This is a genomic window from Streptomyces sp. NPDC048257 (genome assembly GCF_043201855.1).
Taxonomy (GTDB): domain Bacteria; phylum Actinomycetota; class Actinomycetes; order Streptomycetales; family Streptomycetaceae; genus Streptomyces.
In genome coordinates, this window is sequence record NZ_JBICZI010000020.1 from 1 (window position 1) to 18,346 (window position 18,346).

Here is an 18,346-nt window from a genome sequence, read left to right on the forward strand (position 1 = left end):
AACGACTCCCCGCTGCCCGCACCCGGCGGCGACGACCCGCCCGCACCCCGGAACCCGGCCCCCCCCCCCGCCCCCGCCCCCCCCCCCCGCCCCCCCCCCCCCCCCGCGCCCGCCCCCCCCCCCCCCCCCCCCCCCCCGCCCCTCATGCGTGGACTCGCCCGTCGGGCCCGTCGGGCCCGGTCGGCCTCATTCCGTGGCCGGGATCTCCACCACCACGCCCTCCTGGGACGACCGGCGGGCCGCCTCCAGGACGTCGAGGCAGTGCGCGGCCTCGTGCGCCGTCACGGGGGCGGGCCCGCCCGTGCGCAGGGCCGCCGCCACCGCCGCGTAGTACGCCGGGTAGTCGCCCTGCTCCGTCGGCACGGGGATCCCGCCGCCGGTCAGCGGGGACTCGCCGGAGCCGAGCCGTCCCCACAGGTGCGGGGGCTCCTCGCCCCAGGGCAGGTCCCCGTCCGGCCGGAGCCCGTCCCGCAGGGCACCCTCCTGCGGGTCGAGGCCGTACTTCACGTACCCGGCCCGGGAACCCAGGACGCGCATCCGCGGGCCCAGCTGGGCGGTCGTCGCGCTGACGTAGAGGTGCGAGCGGATCCCGTTCGCGTGCGTGACGGCAATGAAGGTGTCGTCATCGGTCTCGGCGCCCGGGCGGCGTACGTCGGCCTCCGCGTAGACCCGTACGGCCGGGCCGAACAGCACCAGCGCCTGGTCCACGACGTGACTGCCGAGGTCGTACAGCAGGCCGCCGATCTCCTCCGGGGCGCCCGACTCGCGCCAGCCGCCCTTCAGCTGCGGCCGCCACCGCTCGAAACGGGACTCGAAGCGCTGGACCTCGCCGAGTTCGCCGGAGGCGAGGAGGCGGCGCAGGGTGAGGAAGTCGTTGTCCCAGCGGCGGTTCTGGAAGACGGAGAGGAAGGTTCCGCTGCGGTCCGCGAGGGCAGCCAGCGCGCGGGCCTCGGCGGCGGTGGCGGCGAGCGGCTTGTCCACGACCACCGGGGTACCGGCTTCGAGGGCGGTGGTGGCGAGCGGGACGTGCGTGCGGTTCGGGGAGGCGATCACGACCAGGTCGAGGTCCCGGTCCCACAGCTCGGCGGCGGTGGCGGCGATGTGCACGTCGGGGAACTCCGCGCGGACCTGGGCCTGCCGGGCCGGGTCGGAGGTGACGACGGTGTCGAGGGCGAGCCCGTCCGTGGCGGCCACGAGGGGGGCGTGGAAGACGGAACCGGCGAGTCCGTACCCGATGAGGCCGACGCGGAGGGGCTCGGGGGAGGAGGGGGAGGCGGGGTTGCTCATGGAACCACTTTGACAACAGTGTTGCCGAAGTGCAAGGAAGGTGGACAATGGACTGGTGAACAGGGGTAGCGGGGACGGACGCGGCGGGGTGAACCTGCCGGTGCTGCGCGGGCACAACGAGGCGCTGATGCTGGATCTGCTGCGCGGCGCGGGCCCGGCGGGCCTGGGCCGCGCCGAACTCGCGGCCCGTACGGGGCTCACCCCGCAGGCCGTCAGCAAGATCACGGCGCGGCTCGGAGCCGACGGTCTGGTCGCGGAGGCCGGCCGCGCCGCGTCCACCGGCGGCAAGCCGCGCACCCTGCTCCGTCTGGTGCCGGACGTGCACCACGCCGTCGGAGTGCACCTGGACCGCGACGAGCTCCGGGCGGTACGGGTGGACCTGGCCGGCCGCGTCGTCGCCGAGAGCCGTGGCCCGCTGGACTTCGGGGCCGGCCCGGAGGCGGTGGTGGAGGCCGTCGTACGGGCGGTCGCGAGGGTCGGGGATCCGGCCGGGCTGCCGCTCCTGGGCGTCGGGGTGGCCGCACCGGGGCCGCTCGACCACCGGGCCGGGACGATGGGGCGGGTGACGGGGTTCCCGAGTTGGAAGGGCTTTCCGCTGCGGGGGGTGCTACAGGGGCGGCTGGGCCTGCCGGTACTGCTGGACAAGGACACGAACGCCGGTGCGGCCGCGGCTGCCGGGGCGTGGCTCCGGGTCGCCTGGCCGGACGCGGATTCCGGGCGCGGCACGGATGCCGCCCCGGACGGGTATGCGTACCCGCTTGCCGGCGGAGGGCCACGGACCTGCGTGTACCTGCACGTCGGGACCGGGCTCGGCGCGGGGTTGTGGCTGGGCGGCGCGGTCTACCGCGGTGAGCGCTCGGCTGCGGGGGAGTTCGGGCACCAGGTGCTCCTGCTGGACGGCCCGCCCTGCCGGTGCGGGGCGCGCGGCTGCGTGGAGGCGCTGTGCCTGGGGGCGGTGGCCCGAGGTGACATTCCCGAGGCGGCACGGATCCTGGGCGAGGCCGCGGCCAATTTGGTCGCGCTGCTGGATGTGGACCGTGTGCTGCTCGGAGGACGTGTGGTGGCGGCGGCGCCGGACGTCTTCGTGGCCGGGGTCGGGGCCGTTCTCGCGGCCCGCGCGCTGGATCCGGGCCGGCCGGTGGTCGCCCTGGCGGGGGCGGGGGTGGCGGAGGGGGCGGCGGAGCTGGCGCTCGGGCCGGTGTTCGGGCGGGTGGGGTGACGTTCCGGGTGCGGGTGCGGGTGCGGGTGCGGGGTGCCGGTGCCGGGTGCGGCGCCGTTGCGGGGGGGGGGGGGGGGGGGGCCGGGCCGGGGGGGGGGGGGGGGGGGGGGGGGGGGGGGCCGGGGCGGGGGGCGGCGCGGTTGCGGGGGGCGCTGCCCCCGGACCCCCGCGCCTCAAACGCCGGCGGGGCTGAAGGGCGCCTCAAGCGTCGGCGGGGCTGAAAGAGCACCTCAAGCGTCGGCGGGGCTGAAAGGGCGCCTCAAGCGTCGGCGGGGTTGAGTGGGGTGACCGGGCCGGATTGGGCCGGTCAGGTTGAAGGGGCTTGACCCCTGCGGCATTCGGGCGTAAACCGGAACAACTCAGGCGTGGCGCCCGGAGGGGGTTCGCGCGGGGGTGGCAGGGTGCGGGCAGGGCCGGGGTGATTGTCACCTGGTCTGATCATCGTCCCGTCCGGCGAGCAGCGAAGGTCTTCCATGCGACTGCGCAAAGCCCTTGCCCTCACCGCCGTTCTCTCCGCCGCCCTGGCCGCCGCCACCGCGCCCACCGCCGGGGCCGACATCGGCGCGGGCGGTGGCCGCCCCGCGCCCGCGCTGCCCTCCCGCGCGCAGGCCACCTGCGGCGACGGGAAGAGCACCGCCTTCCCGATCGGCGCGCGCATCCGCGGCGGCCCCGCCGTGTACCGCGCCGGGGCCGCGCCGCAGACCTGGTTCCTGGACCTGACCAACACCACGAACTCCGAGTGCACGGCCATCCACCCGATCGTCGTCTTCACCGACAAGGCCCGCACCCTGCGCCCCGCGCACCTGCGCATGGAGTTCGACGCCCCCGGCGGCACCTTCCCCGTCAGCCTGGAGCGGAGCGACCGCGACGAGATCATCGCCGTCTTCGACGGCGGCGACGCCTTCCCCGGTTTCGCCGTCGGCCCCGGCGGGTCCATGACCGTCAAGGTGGGCCTCTCCTTCGCCCCGGACGCCCCCCTCGGCGAGGTCGTCGCCGACGCCGCCCTCGTCCAGCGCAAGGGTGACGACGGCGACTGGATCGGCGAGGCGGGCGGCTACCAGTTCTCGGTCGAGAGCCCCGCGGACCCCGTCGAGGCGGGCTCCCTCGCCCACACCGGACCGCGCGACTGGGCGTACGGCGCCGGGGCCGTGGCCGCGCTCGCCACCGGTGGCGGACTGCTGCTCGGCGCCCGGCGGCTGCGCCGTTCCGTGAGCTGAACGCAGGCCGCAGAACGCGGCGGCCGCCCCTGCGCCCCCTCACCGTGCGGCGCCGGCCGCCCGCATAGAGTCCGAACGTGGAAGAACAGACCCAGCGCCACCGCCCCGGCTCACCCGTGCGTTCCGGCATCCCCGAGCACGGCCGCATCCCCAAGTACTACGCCGTCAAGGCGCGGATCGCCGAACTCCTCGGCGAGCTCGGCGAGGGCGGCACGCTGCCCACCGAGCGTGATCTCGCCGAGCGGTACGAGGTGTCCCGCGAGACCGTCCGCCAGGCCCTGCGCGAGCTGCTGCTGGAGGGCCGGCTGCGCCGCTCCGGCCGCGGGACCGTCGTCGCCGGCCCCAAGCTGGAGCAGCCGCTCTCGCTCGCCAGCTACACCGAGGGCGTACGCCGCCAGGGCCGCCGCCCCGGCCGGCACCTCATCGGCCTGGAGCAGTTCCCCTGCCCGCCCGACCTCGCTCCCGGCATCGGTGCCGAGCCCGGTGAGCCCGTCTGGCACCTGGAGCGGGTCCTGCTGGCCGACGACGAGCGCGTCGGCCTGGAGAGCACGTACATCCGGGTGGGCCGGGTCCCTCGCCTGGACAGCGATTTCCGGCCGGACTCCTCCTTCTACGGATACCTCCGCGACAGCCTCGGCATCTCCTTCGGCGAGGCCGACGAGAAGCTGGAGACGGTCCTGGCGACCCCACGCGAAGCCCTGCTGATCGGTACCCCGCCCGCTCTCCCCATGCTGCTCATCCACCGCTTCTCGCGGGATCAGGAGGGCCGGCCGCTGGAGCGGGTGCGTTCGCTCTACCGTGGTGACCGGTTCAGCTTCACGACCCGTCTGCGGGCCGAATAGCCCAGGAGGGACCGGGCAGTAACGGACGTAAAGGGATGTATTCACATCACAGAAAGGTAACGGGTCTAGTCCAAGTGTCGAGCTCTGTTCACCGGCGCTTTGCCGGACCGATCCCCCCGGGTCACGGGACCCACCCACGGTGGACGACGTGAGAGTCATAGTCGTCGGAGGCGGCGTGGTCGGCACCATGCACGCCTGGCAAGCAGTCGAACGCGGCCACGAGGCCGTCCAGATCGAGCGAGAAGCGGAGGCCCGCGGCGCGTCATTGCGTAATTTCGGCCAGATCTGGGTCAGCGGACGGGCCGGGGGCGAGGAGCTCGACACCGCCCTGCGGGCCCGCGAGCTCTGGGAGCGCATCGGCAGGCAGGTGCCCGGCCTGGGCTTCCGGGCCAACGGCTCCCTCACCCCCGTCCGCACCCCCCGCGAACTCGCGGTCGCCGAGGCGGCCCTGGACCGCCCGGACGCCGCCGCCCGCGGCTACAAACTGGTCACCGCGGCCGAGGCGCGGGAGATCAACCCGGCACTGAGCGGCGCGTTCGAAGCCGCCCTGTGGTGCGAGCGGGACGCGGCCGTGGAGCCGCGCACCGCGCAGCTCCACCTCCGCGAGGCCCTGCGCGCCACCGGCCGCTACACCTTCCTCGCCGGCCGCGAGGTACGCGAGGTGGTCGGCCCCGGCGCCGTCCGCGACGACCACGGCGATGTCCACCGCGCAGACGCGGTGGTCCTGGCCACCGGAGCCTGGCTGTCCGGCCTGGTCCGCGAACTGGTCCCCGGCCTGCCCGTGCGCCGTGTCCGCCTCCAGATGATGCAGACCGACCCGCTCGGCGAGCGGCTGACCACCTCGGTCGCGGATGCCGACAGCTTCCGCTACTACCCGGCCTACCGATCCCCCGCGCTCGACGACCTCAACGCCGCGCAGGAGCAGGCGCCGATCGCCGCCGAGCACAAGATGCAACTGCTGATGGTGCAGCGCCTGGACGGCGGACTGACCATCGGTGACACCCACGAGTACGAGCACCCCTTCGCCTTCGACACCCTCGAAGACCCCTACGAGCACGTCGCCGCCGTGGCCGAGTCGTTCCTGGGCCGCCCGCTGCCGAGGATCCGCCACCGCTGGGCGGGCGTGTACGCGCAGTGCACCGACACCACCCGCGTCGTCCACCGCCAGCAGGTGGCCGACGGCGTCTGGCTGGTGACCGGACCCGGCGGGCGCGGCATGACCTGCTCGCCCGCCATAGCCGAAACCACCGCGAACGAACTGGGCTGGTAAGTCAGATGACCACCGCGAACACTGCCGATACGGCCGACACCGCGAACACCGCCGACACCGCGACCACCGCCACCGCCACGAGCACCGCGCACAAGCTGATCGTCCTCGACATGGCCGGCACCACCGTCGCCGACGGCGGCCTCGTCGAGCGCGCCTTCGGGCAGGCCGCCGAGCGCCTCGGCGTCGTACCCGGCACCCCCGACCACGCCGCGAAGCTCCAGTACGTCCTCGACACCATGGGCGAGTCCAAGATCTCGGTCTTCCGCCACCTCTTCGGTACGGAGGAACTCGCCCGGCGCGCCAACTCCGCCTTCGAGGAGGCCTACGCCGATCTCGTCGACGGCGGTCTCGTCACCCCGCTCCCCGGCGCCCGCGCCGCGATCGACAAGCTCCGCGCCGACGGCCGCACCGTCGTCCTGACCACGGGCTTCGCCCGCGTCACCCAGGACGCCATCCTCGACGCCCTCGGCTGGCAGGACCTCGCCGACCTCACCCTCTGCCCCGCCGACGCGGGCGGCCGCGGCCGCCCCTACCCGGACATGGTGCTCACCGCGTTCCTGCACACCGGCGCCGTGGCCGACGTACGCGACGTCGTCGTCGCGGGCGACACCGCCTACGACATGCTCAGCGGCCGTCGCGCCGGAGCCGGGATCGTGGCGGGCGTCCTCACCGGCGCCCACGACCGCGCGGCGCTCACGGACCACGGCGCGACCCACGTCCTCGGCTCCGTCGCCGAACTCCCCGCCCTCCTCGCCACCCTCGCGCCCCGCGAGGAGCGGGCGTGAGCGGTATCCGGTTCGACGGGGTCAGCGTCGCCTACGGCGGCAACACCGTCCTGGACTCCCTCGACCTCACCGTCGAACCGGGCGAGGTGATGGCCCTGCTCGGCCCCTCCGGTTCGGGCAAGACCACGGCCCTGCGCGCCGTCGCCGGTTTCGTACGGCCCTGCGCGGGCCGGGTGCTGATCGGCGGTCGCGACGTCACCGCGCTCCCACCGCACAAGCGCGGCATCGGCATGGTCGTCCAGCAGTACGCGCTCTTCCCGCACATGCGGGTCGAGGACAACGTCGCCTTCGGTCTCAAGGCGCAGAAGGCCGCCAAGGCCGAGATCCCGGGGCGCGTCGCCGAGGCGCTGGAGATGACCGGGATGGCGGCCTACGCCAAGCGCTACCCCCGCGAGCTCTCCGGCGGCCAGCAGCAGCGCGTGGCCATCGCCCGCGCCCTCGCGATACGGCCCGGGGTGCTCCTGCTCGACGAACCGCTCTCCGCGCTCGACGCGCAGCTGCGCTCCGGGATGCTCACCGAACTGGCCCGCCTGCACCGCGAACTGCCCGACGTGTCGATCCTGTACGTCACCCACGACCAGGTGGAGGCGCTCACCCTGGCCGACCGGATCGCCGTCATGGACCGGGCCCGGCTGCAGGACTGCGGGACCCCGCAGGAGCTCTACCGGGCCCCGCGCACCGAGTTCACCGCCTCGTTCGTCGGCAACGCGAACCTGCTGCCCGTGACGGTGGCGGAGCGCGGCGCCGTCTTCGAGGGCCGGGCGCTGACCCTCGACCGCGGCCGCGCGGAGCCGGGCTCCACGGCCACCCTGTGCGTACGGCCGCACCTGCTCGGCCTCGGCGCCGGCCCCAACGCGCTGAGCGGCACCATCGCCGAGGTCCAGTGGCGCGGCTCGACGCACCGGCTGTACGTGGACGTCGGCGGGCACCGGGTGAAGGCGGACCTCCCCGAGCTGCGGGAGACGCCCGCGCTGGGGGACCGGGTCACGCTGCACTTCGAGCCGCGGGACGCGGTGCTGCTGGCCGCGGGGGTGTCGGATGGCTGAGCGCACACGGCGCGCCGCGGCCGTCCCGGCTCAGGAACGGGGCTCCGCCCCGGACCCCGCGCCTCAAGCGCCGGCGGGGCTGAAAGACCGGGGCCCCGCCCCGGACCCCGCGCCGCGCACGCCGGCGGGGCCGAAAGGCCGGGGCCCGGCCCCGGGCCCCGCGCCCCGCACACCGGCGAGGCTGGATCCAGTCTGGGCGCTGCCGCCCGTGGTCGTGCTCGGGCTGGTGTTCCTGTACCCGCTCGCGCTGGTCGTCCAGCAGTCGTTCAGCCCCGAGAACGGCGGCGGCGCCTTCGACTCGTACGCCTCCGTCTTCGCCTCGCAGAGCTTCCGCGAAGCCCTCGGCACGACCGTCTGGCTGGCCGTCGGCGCCACCGTCGGCTGTCTCGTCCTCGGCTTCACGCTCGCGCTGGTCATCGCCTTCGTGCCCTTCCCCGGGGCCCGGGCCGTCGCCAAGTTCATCGACGTCTTCCTCTCCTTCCCCTCCTTCCTCATCACCCTCGCCCTCCTCTTCGTCTACGGAACCGTCGGCATGGCCAACGGCCTCGTCACCGACCTCACCGGCGCCGCCGAGGGGCCCTTCCACTTCCTCACCACCCCCTGGGGCGTCCTGCTCGCGGAGATCACGTACTTCACACCCTTCGTGATGCGCCCGCTGCTCGCGGCCTTCTCCCAGCTGGACACCGCCCAGCTGGAGGTCGCCGCCGGCCTCGGCGCCCGCCCGGCCCGGATCGTCCGGCAGGTGATCCTGCCGGAGGCCCGGCCCGCGCTCGCCGCCGGCGGCAGCCTCGTCCTGGTCATGTGCCTCAACGAGTTCGGGATCGTGCTGTTCACCGGCGCCAAGGACGTCACGACCCTCCCGATGCTGATCTACGGCAAGGCCATCCTCGAATCGGACTACTCGGCCGCCTGTGTGGTCGCCGTCGTCAACATCGCGATCTCCGTGGGCCTGTTCGGCCTCTACCGGGTGGTGGGCCAGCGTGCTGGTGCATAGCAAGAGCGGCCGCTGGGCCGCCTGGGGCCTGTTCGGCCTCCTCTTCCTGCCGCTGTTCGCGCTGCCCCTGCTCGTCGTGGTCGCGGCCTCCTTCTCGACCCACTGGTCCGGGGCCTTCCCCTCCGGCCCGACGACCGGGAACTACGCCGCCGCCGTGCGCGGCGAATCTCTCCAGGCCCTGACCACCAGCCTGGTCACCGCCGTCGCGGCAAGCCTCCTCGCGCTCGCCGTCGGCACCTGGGCGGCGCTGGCCGCGGCCGCGCTCGGGAAGCGCGGGAAGCGCGGGAAGCGGATCCTGGACACGCTGTTCATGCTGCCGGTCGCCGTTCCGTCCGTGGTGGTCGGGCTCGCCGTGCTCGTCGCCTTCAGCCGGCCGCCGGTCCTGCTCAACGGCACCAGCTCGATCGTCATCCTGGCGCACACGATCCTTGTCACGGCGTTCGCCCACCAGTCGGTTTCGGCGGCGATCGTACGGCTCGACCCCGCGTACGAGCAGGCGGCGGCCTCTCTGGGCGCCCGTCCCGCGTACGTGCTGTGGCGGGTCAGGCTCCCCCTCCTGCTGCCGTCCCTCTCGGCCGCGGCCGGACTCTGCTTCGCCCTGTCCATGGGCGAGCTGAGCGCCACGATGATGCTCTACCCGCCGGACTGGATGCCCCTGCCGGTGCGGATCTTCACCGCCACCGACCGCGGTTCGCTCTTCGGCGGCTCCGCCGTCGCCGTGGTCCTGATGGCCATGACCCTGCTGGTCCTCCTGGCCGTCTCCCGCGTCCGTACCAGGGCCTCGTACCGCTGAACCGTGCACGGCCCCGTCACCCTGCTGACTCCCTTTCCCCGTAAGGAAGTTCCATGACCGGCAAGAGACTTCTCCGCGCCACCGCCGCCGTCACCGGCAGCCTCGCCCTCGCCGCCCCCCTCACCGCCTGCGGCGGCTCCTCCTCCGCCGACTCCGCGGGCGGCGAGCAGGTCGTCACCGTCTACAGCGCCGACGGCCTCAAGAGCGAGAAGGGCGACGGCTGGTACGACAAGGTCTTCGCCGACTTCACCAAGAAGACCGGCATCGAGGTCAAGTACGTCGAGGGCGGCTCGGGCGAGATGGTGCAGCGCGCCGTCCGCGAGAAGACCAACACCCAAGCCGACGTACTGATCACCCTGCCGCCCTTCATCCAGCAGGCCGACGGCAAGGGCCTCCTCCAGTCCTACAAGCCGCAGGGCTCCGACAAGGTCAACGGCGCGGACAAGGCCGCCGACGGGAAGTGGACCTCGGTCGTCAACAACTACTTCGGCTTCGTCTACAACAAGAAGGAGCTGGCCGAGGCCCCCAGGACCTGGGAGGAGCTGCTGGACGCCAAGTACAAGGGCAAGCTGCAGTACTCCACCCCGGGCGTCGCGGGCGACGGCACCGCCGTCCTCATCAAGTCGATGCACGACTTCGGCGGCAAGGAGCCGGCGATGGAGTACCTGAAGAAGCTCCAGGCCAACAACGTCGGCCCGTCCTCCTCCACCAGCAAGCTCGCGCCGAAGACCGACAAGGGCGAGCTGCTCGTGGCCAACGGCGACGTCCAGATGAACTTCGCGCAGTCCAAGTCCATGCCCAACCTGGGCATCTGGTTCCCGGCGAAGGAGGGCGGCAAGCCCACCAGCTTCGCCCTCCCGTACGCGGCCGGCCTGGTCGACAAGGCCCCGCACACCGAGAACGGCAAGAAGCTCCTCGACCACCTCCTCAGCGAGGAGGCCCAGAAGCTGGTCAGCGGGGTCGGCGGCGGCTTCCCGGCGCGCACCGACGTCAAGCCCACCGACGCCAACGCCGTCGAACTCACCAAGATCATGTCCGGTGTCGAGATCTTCGAGCCGAACTGGGCGGACATCGACAAGAACCTCACCGGCTACGTCGACGCGTGGAAGTCGGCAACCGGAAGCTGACCGGCTACTTCCTGGCCACCCAGCACCGGCAGAGTGACGCTTGCATAACTGGTCTGGACCGAGGACCGCACCCTCGGTCCGGACCCGGCGTATGCGGAATGTCCCCGCTCTTTTCGCCGCTCACTTGCTCCCAGGAGGAGTACGTGTCCCCTGCCCTGCCCGGACGTCGTGCCGTCAGCGCGAGCGCCGTCACCGCCGTCACCTCCGCCCTGATCGCCGCCGCCGTCGCGGCCACCCCCGCCGCCGTCGCGGCCACCCCCGCCGCCGCCGCGGCCAACACCGACAAGGTTCTCGTCATCGGCATCGACGGCGCGGTCCTGGACCGCGTCAAGGTCGCCAACGCGCCGCACCTGAACGGCCTGATGGCCCAGGGCCTGACCGCCCGCAGCACCCTCTACGCGGGCCCCATGGCCGCCACCTCCTCGGGCCCCGGCTGGTCCACCATCGCCACCGGAGTCTGGCCCGACAAGCACGGCGTGAGGGACAACTCCTTCACCGGCAAGAACTACACCGCCTACCCGGACTTCCTGACCCGCATCGAGAACGCCAAGCCGGCGCTCAACACCTACGCGGCCGCCGACTGGGAGCCCATCACCTCCACCGACCAGAACGGCCCGGTCTTCTCCTCCAAGGTCGACAAGCGCCTCTCCCTCAAGGGCGACCGCGACGGCTACCGCAGCGAGGACCCGAAGATCGCCGCGGCCGCCGCCACCGAACTGCGCGACCAGAACCCGGACGCCGCCTTCGTCTACCTCGGCGAGATCGACGCGGCCGGCCACTCCTACGGCGCGGACAGCCAGCAGTACCTCGACACCGTCGCCCGCGTCGACACCCTGGTCGGCCGGCTCCTCACCGCCGTCCGCAACCGCCCGACGTACGCCCAGGAGAACTGGAAGATCCTGGTCACCACCGACCACGGCCACACCAACTCCGGTGGCCACGGCGGCTCGACCGTCCAGGAGCGCGGCACCTTCGTCATCGCCAAGGGCGCGGGCATCCCGGCCGGCTCGGTACGCGACGACGTCCGGCTGGCCGACGTCGCCGCCACCGCGCTCGCCCAGGTCGGCGTCAGCGGCACCGGCCTCGACGGCGTCCCGCTGAACGCCCCGGACAACGACCCCTTCGACACCCTGCGCCCGAACCTCCAGGCCCGGGTGGACGAGACGGGCATCCCGGCCGGGGTGAAGGGCTTCACCCACACCCCGCCCGCCGGCTGGTCCGTCGACAACTCCGGGATGGGCACGGGCGGTGTCACCGAGTGGGCCGGCTGGGCTTTCGCGACGGACGAGTTCTGGAGCCAGTCGCAGCGCGACCAGTGGCGCGAGCTGAACGTCCGCGGCCGTGACGTCTTCGCCGTCGCCGACTCCGACGAATGGGACGACAAGAGCCACACCGGCACCTTCGACTCCACCCTCGTCACCCCCAAGTGGAAGGTCGGCGGCGGCAGCACGCGCCATCTGACCTTCCAGACGCACTACCGTCACGAGGCCGGCCAGACCGCCCAGGTCCTGGTCTCCTACAACGGCGCCGCCCCGGCCGTGCTGAAGACCTACGCCGCCGACGCCCTCGCCACGTCCGAGTCCCTCGCGCTCCAGGTCCCGGCCGGTGCCACCGACGTCCAGGTCCGCTTCCGCTACAGCGGCAACAACAACTGGTTCTGGACCGTCGACCACGTCCGCCTGGGCTGATCCCCACCTCGCGGTCCGGGCTGTGGACGGCCAGGACGTCCACGGCCCGGCCCCGATAAGGTGGTACAGACCAGAGGTCGCAGGTCACCGAGAGCGGAGAACAGTCCAGTGGCAGAGCGCAAGCCGATCGAATCCTGGCTCACCGACATGGACGGGGTGCTCATCCACGAGGGCACCCCGATCCCGGGCGCCGATGCCTTCATCAAGCGGCTGCGCGAGTCCGGCAAGCCCTTCCTGGTGCTGACCAACAACTCGATCTACACCCCCCGCGACCTCCAGGCCCGCCTGAGCCGCATGGGCCTCCAGGTCCCCGTCGAGAACATCTGGACCTCGGCGCTGGCCACCGCGAAGTTCCTCGACGACCAGCGTCCGGGCGGCACCGCGTACGTCATCGGCGAGGCCGGCCTGACCACCGCGCTGCACGACATCGGCTACATCCTGACCGACCACGAGCCCGACTACGTGGTCCTGGGCGAGACCCGGACGTACAGCTTCGAGGCCATGACCAAGGCCGTCCGCCTGATCAACGCGGGCGCGCGCTTCATCTGCACCAACCCCGACGAGACCGGCCCCTCCACCGAGGGCCCGCTCCCGGCCACCGGCGCCGTCGCCGCGCTGATCACCAAGGCGACCGGCAAGAAGCCGTACTTCGCCGGCAAGCCGAACCCGCTGATGATGCGTACCGGCCTGAACGCCATCGGCGCGCACTCGGAGACCAGCGCGATGATCGGCGACCGGATGGACACCGACGTGCTGGCCGGTCTGGAGGCGGGCATGCAGACCTTCCTCGTCCTCACCGGACTGACCACCGAGCAGGACACCGAGAAGTTCCCGTTCCGCCCGACCAAGACGGTCGCCTCGATCGCCGACCTGGTCGACCTGGTCTGACACGGAGCGCCGATTCCGGATTTCGGATTCCCGATCGCCGATCGCGCCGCATCGCGGATCGCGTACGGCCGAACGGGCGTGCCGCGTTTGGGCCCAAGGCTGACCCGTACGGCGCCGCTCCGGATGCGCGGCGCCGCGCCGCGCGTGAATCTCCTTGTCGAGGAGGTTCATCATGCGCAGTGTTCCGATCGCTGTCCGCGCCACCGCGATGGCCGTCGTCCTGGCGGCATTCTCGGCGGTGACCGCGCCGATCGCCCTCGCGGGCGAAGAGGACCGCGGTGACCGCGGCGACCGCGGCAGCGTCACGGTCGACCCGAATCCGGCTCACCCCGGAGCGCAGGTCAAGCTGCGCGTCCAGGGCTGTGACGGCACCCGCGGAGCGGCCAAGTCCGCCGCCTTCGTGTCGGACGTCGACCTCTACGGCCGGGACGGCGGCCGCAGCCCGCTCTACGGCGACGCCCTGATCAGCTCGCACATCTCGCCCGGGTGGCACTCCGTCCGGGTGATGTGCGACGGCCACGAGAAGATCAGCGGGTCCGTCCAGATCTCCCAGTACCGCCCGTCCCACCACGCCACTCCCGTCTGGCCGGTCCACGCGGGCGGCGGCGGCATGTCCGCCGAGCTCGCGGCGGAGTCGGCCAAGAAGGACCACAGCGCCGACGGCCCGGGGCTTCCGCACACGGTGATCGGCGCCGTCCTCGCCGCCGTGGCCACCCTGGCCGTGGCGGGCCGGGCGCTCACCCTGCGCCGCCGCCGCAGCGGTGAGTGAGGCCGGTGAGCAAGGACAAGGCCTCCGCCGGCGGCCGGCTGCTGACCTTCGCCGCCTGGGCGGTGCTGGTGCTCGGCCTGTGGCTGTGGGGCCGCCAGCTCACCGTGCCGCCGGCTCCGCCCGCCGGTCAGGCGGGCGGGACGGTCGGTCCGGGGCTGCCGGCCGCGCACGCCCCGCTCGCCGCGGCCCCGCCCCAGCGCGTCGACGTGCCCTCCATAGGCATCCAGGCCCCGGTGATCCCCCGGGGCCTGGACAAGGACGGTGCGATCGAGCCGCCCCCGTACGACCAGCCGGGCACCGTGGGCTGGTGGGACCGGGGCACCCAGCCGGGGACGGCCGGGACGGCGCTGATGGTGGGGCACGTGGACACCCGGTCCAAGCCGGCGGTGTTCTACGGCCTGAGCTCGGCGCAGCCGGGGGACAAGGTGCGGGTGGTGCGGGCGGACGGTTCGGTCGCCGAGTTCACCGTCGAGGACGTACGGGTCTACGAGCGCGCGGCCTTCGACGCGGACAAGGCGTACGGCCAGCGGGTGCGGGGCCGCGCGGAGCTGAGGCTGGTGACCTGTGGTGGCACGTACGACAAGGTGGCCAAGGAGTACACGGCGAACGTGGTGGTCTCCGCCTACCTGACGGGTGCGGCACCCCGCCCGGCCACGCCGGCCACGCCGGTCCCGGCCACGCCGGGCACGTCGCTCTGAGCAGCGGGAAACGAAGAAGCCCCTCACAGCTTTCGCCGTGAGGGGCTTCCTCCGTCTGTGCGCCGCCAGGGACTCGAACCCCGGACCCGCTGATTAAGAGTCAGCTGCTCTAACCAACTGAGCTAGCGGCGCTTGCTGACAGGGAAAACTCTACCCCACGTCCGGGGGTGTCCGTGACCAGCCACGCCCGCCTTGTCCGATTAACCCATGTTTGAGGGGTTCATCGTGCACGATATGTCTGCGCGTGCCGGATCTGATGCTTTATCAGGTCCGGCTCCCGCCGACCAGTGGACGAGCAGGGGAGTGGACGGAACCGCATGACGATGCAGCCTCCGACGCATGTGCAGATGCCGATGCCCGGTTTCGAGGAGTACGAGCCCGCGGGCGACTGTGTGTGCCGGGGATGCGCCCAGCGCCGCCGCGCCCTCGCCCGCGCACGGGCCATACCGCTCCGGGACGGGGGGCACCCGGCCGTACGTGGCGCCCGCAGGGCGCTGGTGCTGGCCACCGCCGCGGGAGTGGTGCTGGGCGGCGGCGGCGCGACCGCGATGGCCGCCGCCGCTCCGGCCGCCGGGCCGGGACCGGTGGCCCTGGACGACCCCGGCTCCCCGCAGGGCGCCCGGACCCCGCTGCACGGCCCGAAGGGCGGTCCGGTGGGCAAGCCCGGCGCTCCGGCCAAGCCGGGCGCCGTGCGGCGGATCGACCGCGCGACGATCATCAACCGGGCGAAGCTGTGGCTGGACGCCAAGGTCCCGTACAGCATGTCCGAGTACTGGACGGACGGTTACCGGCAGGACTGCTCGGGCTACGTCTCCATGGTCTGGAACCTCGGTTCGAACGAGTGGACCGGCAGCCTCGACAAATTCGCCACCAAGATCACCAAGGATGAGCTGCTGCCGGGGGACATGCTGCTCTTCCACAACCCGGCGGACCCCAACAACGGCTCCCACGTGGTCATCTTCGGCGGCTGGGTCGACGAGACGCACACGCACTACGTCGCCTACGAGCAGACGCGCCCGACCACGCGGAAGCTGGCCACGCCCTTCGGGTACTGGAGCAACGCGACCAAGTACCTCCCGTACCGGTTCAACGGGGTGCCGGGCGGGATCCTGCCGGAAGCCCCGGCGGGCCCCAAGCCGGGCGACGCGAAGGCCTTCCCGGGCGCGGGCAAGTTCGGCCCCGGCGTCACGAACGACTACGTGGCCCAGCTCGGCCGGATGCTGATCGACCGCGGCGCGTACCGCTTCTACCCCAAGGGGCAGCCGAGCCGTACGTGGCGGGACGCCGACCGGCTGGCCACCCAGGCCTTCCAGCGCGCACAGGGCTGGTCGGGCGCGGAGGCGGACGGCATCCCGGGCGCGCACACCTGGCGGCTGCTGGTCGAGAAGCAGGGCAAGGACATCCCGCCGACGGTGGCGGGCGCGCCGGGACCGGGCGGGGTACGGGCCTACCCGGGCGCCGCGGTGTTCCGCCCGGGCCAGTCGGCCGAGGCCATCAGGGCCCTCGGCCGTCAGCTGGTGAAGAAGGGCTTCGGCAAGTACTACACATCCGGTCCGGGGCTGCGCTGGAGCGAGGCCGACCGCCGCAACGTCGAGGCCTTCCAGCGCGCGCAGGGCTGGACCGGCGCCTCGGCCAACGGCTACCCGGGCCCGGAAACCTGGCGCCGGCTGTTCGCATGACGGAGGTAACGATGTTCCCCACGCGCACCACCTCGACCACGGGCACCCTCCGAGTGCCGCCGCTGGCCGCCCCGGTGGCGGTCCGCGCTCCGGAGCCCACTCCGGCGCCCGCGCCCGCGCCCGCTCCCGCACCTGCGGCCGCATCCGTTGCTGCGCCCGCGCCCGTGCTCGTGCCCGCAGCCCACCCGGTGTGGGCCGCGGAGCCGATGCCGATGCCGATGCCGACGCCGACGCCGACGCCGACGCCGGAGTACGTGGCCGTGGCCACGGCCGAGGCGGCACCCGCCCCTGCCGCCGCCCCCGCCCCCGTCGCCGTTGCCGTCGCCGTGCCGCGCGAGGCGGCCGCGCCGGACCACGCGGTCGCCGAGACCTCGTTCGGCTGGGCCGCGGCACAGGCCGCGCGCCCGACGCCCGAGCTGCCGCACGGCTGGGAGGTGCCGGCGGCCCGGGCCCACCCGTACGACGAGGGGGACCAGGGCGCCGAGCCGCCGGCCGCCGCCGGTCTGGACATTCCGCACCCGCAGGACGAGGAGGCCCACGCCGGGGTGGCCACCCTGCGCCTGCGGACCGCCGAAGCCGAAGCCGCGCCCGAAGCCGCGCCCGAAGCCGCGCCCGAAGCCGCGCCCGAAGCCGCGCCCGAAGCGGAGGTCGTGGCGGAAGTCGCCGCCGAGGCCGAGGCCGCGCCCGGACCGGCGGCAGCCGGCCACGCAGCCGGCCCCGCTCCCGAACCGCCGGATGCGGCGACGCCGCACTCCGGCATCCCCGGGCCCGGACCGGTCGAGATCGTCGCCCAGGCGGTGGCGCGCGGTCTCGCCGAGGACGGCGTGCCGGACCTTCCGCGCCCCGGCGCCCCCCACGGCACCTCGGTGATCGAGGTGCCGGTGCACCTCCCGTTCCGCGGTACGCAGCAGCCCCCGGCCCCGGTGGCGCCCGTAGCTCCCGCCCGGGCCACCGCACCCACCGGCCGCGCCGACCGCGCCGACGGCGCCCCCCGCCCCGCCCCCGGCCGCCGCGTCCCCCGCGGCGACGACCGGCTCCGGGAGCACCGCGGCCCGGTGCTGCCCGGCTGGGTCGGCGTCGCCGTCGGCGGTCTCGCCCTCGCCGGCTGCGTGGCCGTGCTCTGGCGGGCCGGGGTCGTCCCCGCCGCCTTCGTGGCCGCGTTCGGCGCGGCCCCCCGCGCCTACCACGGCCTGCGCGCCACCCACTGGCCCCCGCTCGCCTTCCTCGGCATCGTCGCCCTCGTGGCGCTCGGCGGACTGGGCCGGGCCCGCACCGGCCACGCCTGGGTGCTCACCCTCTTCGGCCGCTACCGCGGCACGGTCCGCCGTACCGGCCTGACCTGGGTGAGTCCCCTCCTGCTGCGCCGCCGGGTCGACGTACGCCTGCGGCACTGGCGCAGCGACCCCATGCCCGCCGTGGACTCCGGGGGCCTCGCCCTCCAGGTCGTCGTCCAGGTCGTCTGGCAGGTCAGGGACACCGCACGGGCCACCCTCGCCGTCGAGGACCACACGGAGTACCTCGCCGAGCAGGTCGAATCGGCCATGGCGCGCGTGCTGTCGCAGCTGCCCGCCGACGCCTTCCACGAGGACGCCCCGACCCTGCGCGACGCCGAGGCCGTCGGTGACGCGCTGACCCGGATGCTGGCGGCAGAGACCGAGGCCGTCGGGATCGAGGTGTTCTCCGCCCAGCCGACCCGGATCGAGTACGCGGCCGAGGTGGCCGAGGCCATGCGCCGCCGCCGGGTCGCGGCGATCGACGCCAAGCACCGGGACACGGTGCTGACGTCGGTGGTGGACGCCGTGGACGACACCGTCCACCGGCTGACCTCGCGCGGGCTGGTCGAGCTCGACGACTACGAGCGCAAGGCGCTGGTGAAGGACCTCACGGTCGCCTTCTACACGGGCCGCTCCGAGTAGGGAGCGGCAGGGGGAGTTCGGCGGTACGGGAACGGGTGGCCGGAAGGTAACGGACCACCCGTTTTCCCATTGGTATGGACATGGCCAACTCTCGTCAATAATCTGGGACTTGGTCTAGACCTAATCCC

16 protein-coding genes and 1 tRNA gene are annotated in these 18,346 nt (G+C 73.5%); 15 read left to right on the top strand and 2 right to left on the bottom strand.

The annotated features are described in order from the left end of the window. Window positions 1–186 precede the first annotated feature (186 nt). Window positions 187–1,287, bottom strand: a complete 1,101-nt coding sequence (locus ACGFZK_RS28520; protein WP_393851720.1) for a Gfo/Idh/MocA family oxidoreductase — start codon at window positions 1,285–1,287, stop codon at window positions 187–189. Between the two features lie 127 nt (window positions 1,288–1,414). On the opposite strand from ACGFZK_RS28520, the gene ACGFZK_RS28525 reads away from it, so the two are divergent. From ACGFZK_RS28525 to ACGFZK_RS28585, 13 genes are all read left to right on the top strand, one after another. After that, window positions 1,415–2,506, top strand: coding sequence for an ROK family protein (locus tag ACGFZK_RS28525; RefSeq protein ID WP_393851826.1), 1,092 nt, complete (start codon window positions 1,415–1,417; stop codon window positions 2,504–2,506). A 473-nt stretch (window positions 2,507–2,979) separates the two neighbouring features. Further along, the gene (locus tag ACGFZK_RS28530) at window positions 2,980–3,723 is read left to right on the top strand and encodes a hypothetical protein (protein WP_393851721.1); all 744 of its coding nucleotides are present in this window, start codon (window positions 2,980–2,982) and stop codon (window positions 3,721–3,723) included. Between the two features lie 77 nt (window positions 3,724–3,800). Further along, the gene (locus ACGFZK_RS28535) at window positions 3,801–4,565 is read left to right on the top strand and encodes a GntR family transcriptional regulator (RefSeq protein ID WP_393851722.1); all 765 of its coding nucleotides are present in this window, start codon (window positions 3,801–3,803) and stop codon (window positions 4,563–4,565) included. Between the two features lie 148 nt (window positions 4,566–4,713). Continuing rightward, window positions 4,714–5,835 carry a TIGR03364 family FAD-dependent oxidoreductase gene (locus ACGFZK_RS28540; protein WP_393851723.1) on the top strand — a complete coding sequence of 374 codons (1,122 nt, stop codon included), beginning with the start codon at window positions 4,714–4,716 and terminating at the stop codon, window positions 5,833–5,835. Window positions 5,836–5,840: 5 nt separating this feature from the next. Next, on the top strand, window positions 5,841–6,620 hold the full coding sequence (locus ACGFZK_RS28545; RefSeq protein ID WP_393851724.1) for a phosphonatase-like hydrolase: 780 nt from the start codon (window positions 5,841–5,843) through the stop codon (window positions 6,618–6,620). Further along, window positions 6,617–7,666 (top strand): ABC transporter ATP-binding protein, encoded by a 1,050-nt coding sequence (locus ACGFZK_RS28550; RefSeq protein WP_393851725.1) that lies wholly within the window; start codon window positions 6,617–6,619, stop codon window positions 7,664–7,666. Before ACGFZK_RS28545 ends, ACGFZK_RS28550 begins: the two co-directional genes overlap by 4 nt. Beyond that, the gene (locus ACGFZK_RS28555; protein ID WP_393851726.1) at window positions 7,659–8,660 is read left to right on the top strand and encodes a 2-aminoethylphosphonate ABC transporter permease subunit; all 1,002 of its coding nucleotides are present in this window, start codon (window positions 7,659–7,661) and stop codon (window positions 8,658–8,660) included. The genes ACGFZK_RS28550 and ACGFZK_RS28555 overlap by 8 nt, the downstream gene beginning before the upstream one ends. Then, a complete protein-coding gene (locus tag ACGFZK_RS28560) occupies window positions 8,647–9,453 on the top strand; it encodes an ABC transporter permease (protein ID WP_393851727.1) in 807 nt (268 codons plus the stop codon). Before ACGFZK_RS28555 ends, ACGFZK_RS28560 begins: the two co-directional genes overlap by 14 nt. Window positions 9,454–9,506: 53 nt before the next feature. Then, on the top strand, window positions 9,507–10,580 hold the full coding sequence (locus tag ACGFZK_RS28565) for a 2-aminoethylphosphonate ABC transporter substrate-binding protein (RefSeq protein ID WP_393851728.1): 1,074 nt from the start codon (window positions 9,507–9,509) through the stop codon (window positions 10,578–10,580). 143 nt (window positions 10,581–10,723) lie between these two features. After that, window positions 10,724–12,268, top strand: a complete 1,545-nt coding sequence (locus ACGFZK_RS28570; protein WP_393851729.1) for an alkaline phosphatase family protein — start codon at window positions 10,724–10,726, stop codon at window positions 12,266–12,268. 108 nt (window positions 12,269–12,376) lie between these two features. Next, window positions 12,377–13,156: an HAD-IIA family hydrolase gene (locus tag ACGFZK_RS28575; protein ID WP_030016791.1), complete on the top strand. Its 780-nt coding sequence runs from the start codon at window positions 12,377–12,379 to the stop codon at window positions 13,154–13,156. 172 nt (window positions 13,157–13,328) lie between these two features. Further along, the gene (locus ACGFZK_RS28580; protein ID WP_393851730.1) at window positions 13,329–13,925 is read left to right on the top strand and encodes a hypothetical protein; all 597 of its coding nucleotides are present in this window, start codon (window positions 13,329–13,331) and stop codon (window positions 13,923–13,925) included. Window positions 13,926–13,930: 5 nt separating this feature from the next. Continuing rightward, on the top strand, window positions 13,931–14,623 hold the full coding sequence (locus ACGFZK_RS28585) for a class F sortase (RefSeq protein WP_393851731.1): 693 nt from the start codon (window positions 13,931–13,933) through the stop codon (window positions 14,621–14,623). A gap of 58 nt (window positions 14,624–14,681) precedes the next feature. Here ACGFZK_RS28585 and ACGFZK_RS28590 read toward each other — a convergent pair. After that, a tRNA-Lys gene (locus ACGFZK_RS28590) sits at window positions 14,682–14,755 on the bottom strand. 215 nt (window positions 14,756–14,970) lie between these two features. On the opposite strand from ACGFZK_RS28590, the gene ACGFZK_RS28595 reads away from it, so the two are divergent. Together ACGFZK_RS28595 and ACGFZK_RS28600 are read left to right on the top strand one after the other, a co-directional pair. After that, on the top strand, window positions 14,971–16,302 hold the full coding sequence (locus tag ACGFZK_RS28595) for a peptidoglycan-binding protein (RefSeq protein WP_393851827.1): 1,332 nt from the start codon (window positions 14,971–14,973) through the stop codon (window positions 16,300–16,302). Further along, on the top strand, window positions 16,299–18,218 hold the full coding sequence (locus ACGFZK_RS28600) for an SPFH domain-containing protein (RefSeq protein ID WP_393851732.1): 1,920 nt from the start codon (window positions 16,299–16,301) through the stop codon (window positions 18,216–18,218). The genes ACGFZK_RS28595 and ACGFZK_RS28600 overlap by 4 nt, the downstream gene beginning before the upstream one ends. Window positions 18,219–18,346 lie beyond the last annotated feature (128 nt).

Bases quoted from the DNA above. Each gene is read 5' to 3' on its own strand.
- ACGFZK_RS28520 (WP_393851720.1), bottom strand. From the start codon at position 1,287: ATGAGCAACCCCGCCTCCCCCTCCTCCCCCGAGCCCCTCCGCGTCGGC.
- ACGFZK_RS28525 (WP_393851826.1), top strand. From the start codon at position 1,415: ATGCTGGATCTGCTGCGCGGCGCGGGCCCGGCGGGCCTGGGCCGCGCC.
- ACGFZK_RS28530 (WP_393851721.1), top strand. From the start codon at position 2,980: ATGCGACTGCGCAAAGCCCTTGCCCTCACCGCCGTTCTCTCCGCCGCC.
- ACGFZK_RS28545 (WP_393851724.1), top strand. From the start codon at position 5,841: ATGACCACCGCGAACACTGCCGATACGGCCGACACCGCGAACACCGCC.
- ACGFZK_RS28555 (WP_393851726.1), top strand. From the start codon at position 7,659: ATGGCTGAGCGCACACGGCGCGCCGCGGCCGTCCCGGCTCAGGAACGG.
- ACGFZK_RS28565 (WP_393851728.1), top strand. From the start codon at position 9,507: ATGACCGGCAAGAGACTTCTCCGCGCCACCGCCGCCGTCACCGGCAGC.
- ACGFZK_RS28580 (WP_393851730.1), top strand. From the start codon at position 13,329: ATGCGCAGTGTTCCGATCGCTGTCCGCGCCACCGCGATGGCCGTCGTC.
- ACGFZK_RS28595 (WP_393851827.1), top strand. From the start codon at position 14,971: ATGCCGATGCCCGGTTTCGAGGAGTACGAGCCCGCGGGCGACTGTGTG.
- ACGFZK_RS28600 (WP_393851732.1), top strand. From the start codon at position 16,299: ATGACGGAGGTAACGATGTTCCCCACGCGCACCACCTCGACCACGGGC.